This is a genomic window from Achromobacter sp. GW823-FHT04E03 (assembly GCF_058796095.1).
In genome coordinates this window covers 1185659-1191658 of the sequence record NZ_JBXAIJ010000003.1, presented here as the reverse complement: position 1 = coordinate 1191658, position 6000 = coordinate 1185659, and the positions used below count along the sequence as shown (strand labels likewise).

Sequence of the window (6000 nt, the reverse complement as noted above, 5' to 3'; positions counted from 1 at the left end):
AGAGCCCCTTGCGGGCGCCTGTCGAGATCTGCTCCCGGCACGCGCATCGGTCTCGCTACAGAATTGGAGCGTTTGCCCACGATAGGGCAGGCACTCAAGCAGTTACGCCTGACAACCATAGCAAGGTGGTCCCACTCCTTCCCATCCCGAACAGGACAGTGAAACGCCTTTGCGCCGATGATAGTGGACGGACGTCCGTGAAAGTAGGTCATTGTCAGGCTTTGATTCCAGGAACCCCGCAGCTCGCGCTGCGGGGTTTTTTCTTTTGCGGTGTTGTGCGATGAGCTAGCAAGCGGTCGGCGCGGCTGCGGGCGGCTGGGGCTTTTGGGCGAGTGGTTGCGGACCGTCAATCAGGCTGCAAGCCGCGCCAGCATTGAATGTGCACAAATAACAACGGCCGTGGGCGGGGTAGCTTTGTGCGGTAAGATTGACCGAGTCAATTCGTTGGAGCGTTATCGTGAGTGATCCCCAGACCCCCGTGCCCGGAACGACGTTAGACCTGCGCACGCTGACCCACGTTGCCTATGGCTTGTACGCCCTGGGCTTCCTGACGAGCGGTTTCCTGGGCATCGCCACGCTGGCGGCCGTAGTGCTGATGTACCTGAAGCGCTCGGACGCCGCAGGTACCGTCTATGCCGCTCATTTCGACTGGCTGCTGCGGACCTTCTGGTGGGCCCTGCTGTGGCTGGCCATCAGCGGCATCGCGACGCTCATCTTCATCGGCTGGATCGGCCTGGCCGCGACCGTGATCTGGGTGCTGTATCGCCTGATCAAGGGCTGGCTGTCGTTGCTGGAAGGCTCCGCGCCGACTACCTACGCCTGAAGGCTCGCGTTCAAACAGAAGGCCGGCATATGCCGGCCTTTTGCTTTGTTGAGTTTGATATTGCCGCCCGTACTTGGACAGCTGGTGCGGGCAACAGCGAACAAGCGCTGAGTGCAATTCAGCGTTTCGAAGGCCTCTGCTGGTGCAGGATTATTCACGCACGACACGTGGGCCCGCAGCATGTGCAGCCATCGCGCATGGGCCAATCCATGTTGCTTCCGAATGCTGGCCGTGGGACCGTGAGGAAGCCATGCCAACTGCCTGAAGAGGCGCGCCAGGCTTGGCTTTCGGGGAATGCTGGTGTGGGGAATCGGGCCGTGCCGGCGAGGTTGCGGCGTGGCTGTCGCGGTGAGAGAAAGCTGCGCTGGGGAGGCGAGCTCGCCCAGGAATGAACCGGGGCGTCGCGACGATATGAAGGCAGGGACGTACGGGGTACGCCCTTTGCCTGCTTACTTCAGATGTGCGTTGACCAGCTTGGTCAGTTCGAACATCGTGACCTGATCTTTGCCGAAGATCGGGCGCAGCTTGGCATCGGCGTTGATGTTGCGCTTGTTGCTGGCATCTTGCAGGTTGTGCTTCTTGATGTATTCCCAGATCTTTTTGGTGACCTCGGTACGCGGCACGGCTTCCGAGCCGATGACGGCGGCCAGTTCGGCGCTGGGGGTCAGGGGCTTCATGAATGCAGCGTTCGGCTTGCGCGCGGTCGCGGGTTTGGAGGTTGTGGCCATAATGCGGCGCTCCTTCTCTGGCTGTTGGAAAAATTGTCCTGCGGCCGGAGCATAACGTGTCTCTCTCGTAAAGACAAAGGCATTTATCCTCTGTAGCAACTAAAATGCACAGACTGTCCCCTCTATATCGTCATTCTGTAACCTCCTATGTACGCACGATCTCCTTTGGAATCAATTCGCCTCTTTCATGACGAATTGACGGCGCTGCGGCGCGATTTGCACGCGCACCCCGAGTTGGGCTTCGAGGAAGTCCGGACCTCCGGAATCGTGGCGGGCGCGCTGGAGGCGCTGGGGATCGAGGTGCACCGCGGCATCGGCAAGACTGGCGTGGTGGGCGTCATCCGCGGCAAACGCTGCGATAGCGGGCGCATGATAGGCCTGCGTGCTGACATGGACGCCTTGCCCATGACCGAAGACAACGACTTCGGGCACAAGTCGACCAAGCCTGGCCTGATGCACGGTTGCGGCCACGACGGTCACACCGCGGTACTGATCGGCGCGGCCAAGTACCTGTCGCAGACGCGCAATTTCGATGGCACCGCGGTTCTGATCTTCCAGCCCGCGGAAGAGGGGCGCGGCGGCGCGCGCGCCATGCTGGAAGATGGCCTGTTCGATACCTTTCCGTGCGACGCGATCTACGCGCTGCATAACTGGCCGGGCCTGAAGCCGGGCACGATAGGCATCAACCCCGGGCCGATGATGGCCGCGGCCGATCGCTTCGAGATCCTGATCACAGGGCGCGGCGGCCACGGCGCGCATCCTTACCAGACCATCGATCCGGTCACCATCGCAGGGCAGATCATTACGGCGTTGCAGACCATCGTGTCGCGCAACGTCAATCCGCTGGATTCGGCGGTGGTGTCCATCGGATCGCTGCAAGCCGGGCATCCCGGCGCCATGAGCGTGATTCCGCGCGAAGCGAGAATGGTCGGCACGGTGCGCACGTTCCGCAAGTCCGTCCAGGAAATGGTGGAGACCCGCATGCGCGAGTTGGTGTCCGCGATTGCGGGCGCTTTCGGCGGCACTGCCGAGGTCACTTACGAACGGATCTACCCTGCGACCTTGAACACGCCGCAGCACGCCAATCTGGTGGCCGACATCGCCACCGAGATGATAGGCAAGGAGAACGTCGTGCGCGATCTGACGCCCTCGATGGGCTCCGAGGATTTCTCTTTCATGTTGCAGAGCAAGCCTGGCGCATACTTCCGCCTGGGCCAGGGCGGAGCCGATTCCGGCTGCGTGCTGCACAACTCGCATTTTGATTTCAACGATGCCGTCATCCCCTTGGGCAGCGCGATGTTCAGCGCGCTGGCCGAACGGGGCATGCCGCTGGCAGATTAAGAAGCCTTTCCATGTCTACTCAAAACACGACTCAGCTCACCATCACCCGGCCGGACGACTGGCACCTGCATCTGCGCGACGGCGCTGCCCTCGAGGCGGTGGTGGCGGATACCGCGCGCCAGTTCGCGCGCGCAATCATCATGCCCAACCTGAAGCCGCCGGTCACGACCACCGAACAGGCGTTGGCCTATCGCGGCCGCATTCTGGAGGCTTTGAAGAAGGCGGGCGGCAATCCCGATGCCTTCACGCCGTTGATGACGCTGTATCTGACCGACAACACCACGTCGGAAGAGATTTTCCGCGCCTACGAGTCGGGCCAGGTCTACGCCGTGAAGCTTTATCCGGCAGGTGCGACAACCAACTCCGATGCCGGCGTGACCGATCTGCTGGGCAAATGCACGAAGGCGCTGGAAGCGCTGGAAAAATGCGGCATGCCGTTGTTGGTGCACGGCGAAGTGACGGATCCGTCGATCGACCTGTTCGACCGCGAAGCAATCTTTGTCGAGCGCGTGATGAAGCCGCTGCGCCGCGCCTTCCCCGCCTTGAAGGTGGTGTTCGAACACATCACGACGAAAGAGGGCGCGGAATACGTGCGCGACGCGGAAGGTCCCATCGCAGCCACGATCACACCGCAGCACCTGCTGTACAACCGCAATGCGATTTTCCAAGGTGGCGTGCGGCCGCACTTCTACTGTCTGCCCGTGCTTAAGCGCGAAACGCACCGCCTTGCGCTGGTCGAGGCGGCGACCAGTGGCAGTCCGCGCTTTTTCCTGGGCACCGACAGCGCGCCGCACGCGCGCGGGTTGAAGGAGCATGCTTGCGGTTGCGCCGGCTGCTACACGGCATTGCACGCGATGGAGCTGTACGCCACCGCCTTCGACGCGGTCGGCAAGCTGGACAAGCTGGAAGGCTTCGCCAGTTTCCATGGCCCGGACTTCTACGGCCTGCCGCGCAACACCGGCACGCTGACGCTGGTGCGCGAGGCCTACCAGGTGCCCGAGGAAGTCGCGTTCGGCAACACGACGCTGGTTCCGCTGGCTGCGGGTGAAGCGCTAACCTGGCGCGCGCGGGGCTAGGCAATTGCGCCGTCCGGCAAGTCCGGAACAAAAGAAATGCCCCCGGATTTCGGGGGCATTTTTCATGCGCCTCTATATGTATATAGAGACAAGCTGATTACAGCGTGCCTTCGCGGCGCGCTTCCAGCAGTTCCCAGCGGGCGAAGCGCTCTTCGAGTTCGCTTTCCAGCTTGGCCAGTTCGCCGTTGATGCGTTCGACTTCGGCGGGCGCGTCGCGGTAGAGGCTGCCATCGGCGAGCTTGCCGGCAAGTTCCGCTTGTTGCGCCTCCAGGGCGGCGATGGCGTCCGGCAGGCCTTCCAGTTCGCGCAGTTCCCAGGAGTTCATCTTGGCCGACTTGGCCGGCTTGGGCTTGGCGGCCTTGGCGCGCGCGGCGGCATCGTCGACAGGCCGGGCGGCAGGGGTTGCGTCTTCGGCCGGGGCCGCGGGCGCGGGCCGCTGCGCGACCCATTCATCGTAGCCGCCCACGTAATCGCGCCAGCGGCCATTGCCTTCGTAGGCGATGGTCTGCGTAACGACGTTGTTCAGGAAGGCGCGGTCATGGCTGACCAGCAGCACCGTGCCCTGGTACTCCTGCAGCAATTCTTCCAGCAGTTCCAGCGTTTCGATGTCGAGGTCGTTGGTGGGTTCGTCCAGCACCAGCACGTTGGCAGGGCGGGCGAACAGGCGCGCCAGCAGCAGGCGGGCGCGTTCGCCGCCGGACAGGCTGCGCACGGGCGAGCCGGCGCGGGCGGGTGAGAACAGGAAGTCCCCGAGGTAACTCATGACGTGCTTGCGGGCGCCGCCGATTTCCACCCATTCGCTGCCCGGGCTGATGATGTCGACGAGCGTGGCGTTTTCGTCCAGCTGCGCGCGCATCTGGTCGAAGTACGCGACCGCGACGTTGGTACCCAGCCGCGTCGTGCCGCTGTCGGGTTGCATCTCGCCCAGGATCAGCTTGAGCAGGGTGGTCTTGCCGGCGCCGTTGGGACCGATGATGCCGATGCGGTCGCCGCGCAGGATGGTGGTGGAGTAGTCGTCCACCACGATCTTGTCGCCGAAGGCCTTGTTCACGTGGTCGAGTTCGGCGACCAGCTTGCCGGAGCGCTGGCCCTCGGCCAGCGCGAGCGAGACGTCGCCGACGCGTTCGCGGCGTTCGGCGCGTTCGACCCGCAGCCGTTCCAGGCGGCGCACGCGGCCTTCGTTGCGGGTGCGGCGGGCCTCGACGCCCTTACGGATCCAGACTTCTTCCTGCGCCAGCAGCTTGTCGAAGCGCGCTTGTTCCAGGCGCTCGGATTCGAGCCACTGGGCCTTGCGCTCCTGCCACTGCGAAAAGTTGCCGGGAAAACTCAGCAGGCGCCCGCGGTCGAGTTCGACGATGCGGGTAGCCACTGCGTCCAGGAAGCGGCGATCGTGGGTGATGATGACGGCGGCGCCTTTCCAGGTGCGCAGCATGTCTTCCAGCCAGGCGATGCCTTCGAAGTCCAGGTGGTTGGTGGGTTCGTCCAGCAGCAGCAGGTCCGGCTCATCGACCAGGGCGCGCGCCAGCGCGACGCGCTTGCGCGTGCCGCCGGACAGGCCGGCGATCTGTACGTCCGCGGGCAGGCCGAGTTTTTCGAGCACCGAGCGCACGCGCGAGGGGCGCTGCCAGTCTTCATGATCGCCCTCGACATTGCAGACCACATCGAAGACGGTGGCGTTTTCGTCCAGTTCGGGTTCCTGTTCGACCGTGGCCACGCGCAGACCCGAACTGCGGGCGATGTCGCCGTCGTCGGGCTGGGTCCTGCCGTCCAGCAGTCTCAGCAGCGAGGACTTGCCGGCGCCATTGCGGCCGATGAGGCCGATGCGCTCGCCGGCCTGGATGGCGAAATCGGCGTGGTCCAGCAGCGGGTGGTGGCCATAGGCCAGCTGGATGTCGGTAAGGGTGATGAGAGTAGCAAGGGCCATGTGATGGGTATTGTCTGCGGCGTCTGAGCGAATCAAGGCGTATTGTCGCAGGAACCCCGTAACGCCGTTTGCACGGCTAGTGTCGCGGCTTCTTCGGGGACGGAGCTG

Annotated in this window: 5 protein-coding genes and 1 rRNA gene; 4 read left to right on the top strand and 2 right to left on the bottom strand. The window is 63.7% G+C overall.

The features are described 5' to 3' along the window. Positions 1–107 precede the first annotated feature (107 nt). Positions 108–220, top strand: a 5S ribosomal RNA gene (gene rrf / locus AC1RHV_RS25105). Positions 221–457: 237 nt separating this feature from the next. Continuing rightward, entirely contained in the window at positions 458–823 is a 366-nt protein-coding gene (locus AC1RHV_RS25100; RefSeq protein WP_013391517.1) for a DUF4870 family protein, read from the top strand. 449 nt (positions 824–1272) lie between these two features. Here the strand turns inward: AC1RHV_RS25100 and AC1RHV_RS25095 are convergent, their stop codons facing one another. Beyond that, the gene (locus tag AC1RHV_RS25095; protein WP_006217453.1) at positions 1273–1551 is read right to left on the bottom strand and encodes an SWIB/MDM2 domain-containing protein; all 279 of its coding nucleotides are present in this window, start codon (positions 1549–1551) and stop codon (positions 1273–1275) included. Positions 1552–1698: 147 nt separating this feature from the next. On the opposite strand from AC1RHV_RS25095, the gene AC1RHV_RS25090 reads away from it, so the two are divergent. Together AC1RHV_RS25090 and pyrC are read left to right on the top strand one after the other, a co-directional pair. Continuing rightward, positions 1699–2892, top strand: coding sequence for a M20 aminoacylase family protein (locus tag AC1RHV_RS25090; protein WP_054457611.1), 1194 nt, complete (start codon positions 1699–1701; stop codon positions 2890–2892). Between the two features lie 11 nt (positions 2893–2903). Continuing rightward, positions 2904–3968 (top strand): dihydroorotase, encoded by a 1065-nt coding sequence (gene pyrC, locus AC1RHV_RS25085; RefSeq protein WP_054457610.1) that lies wholly within the window; start codon positions 2904–2906, stop codon positions 3966–3968. 97 nt (positions 3969–4065) lie between these two features. Here the strand turns inward: pyrC and AC1RHV_RS25080 are convergent, their stop codons facing one another. After that, positions 4066–5892: an ATP-binding cassette domain-containing protein gene (locus AC1RHV_RS25080; protein WP_054457609.1), complete on the bottom strand. Its 1827-nt coding sequence runs from the start codon at positions 5890–5892 to the stop codon at positions 4066–4068. Positions 5893–6000 lie beyond the last annotated feature (108 nt).

Coding starts and splice junctions, on each gene's coding strand:
- pyrC (WP_054457610.1), top strand. CDS start 2,904: ATGTCTACTCAAAACACGACTCAGCTCACCATCACCCGGCCGGACGAC.
- AC1RHV_RS25090 (WP_054457611.1), top strand. CDS start 1,699: ATGTACGCACGATCTCCTTTGGAATCAATTCGCCTCTTTCATGACGAA.
- AC1RHV_RS25095 (WP_006217453.1), bottom strand. CDS start 1,551: ATGGCCACAACCTCCAAACCCGCGACCGCGCGCAAGCCGAACGCTGCA.
- AC1RHV_RS25080 (WP_054457609.1), bottom strand. CDS start 5,892: ATGGCCCTTGCTACTCTCATCACCCTTACCGACATCCAGCTGGCCTAT.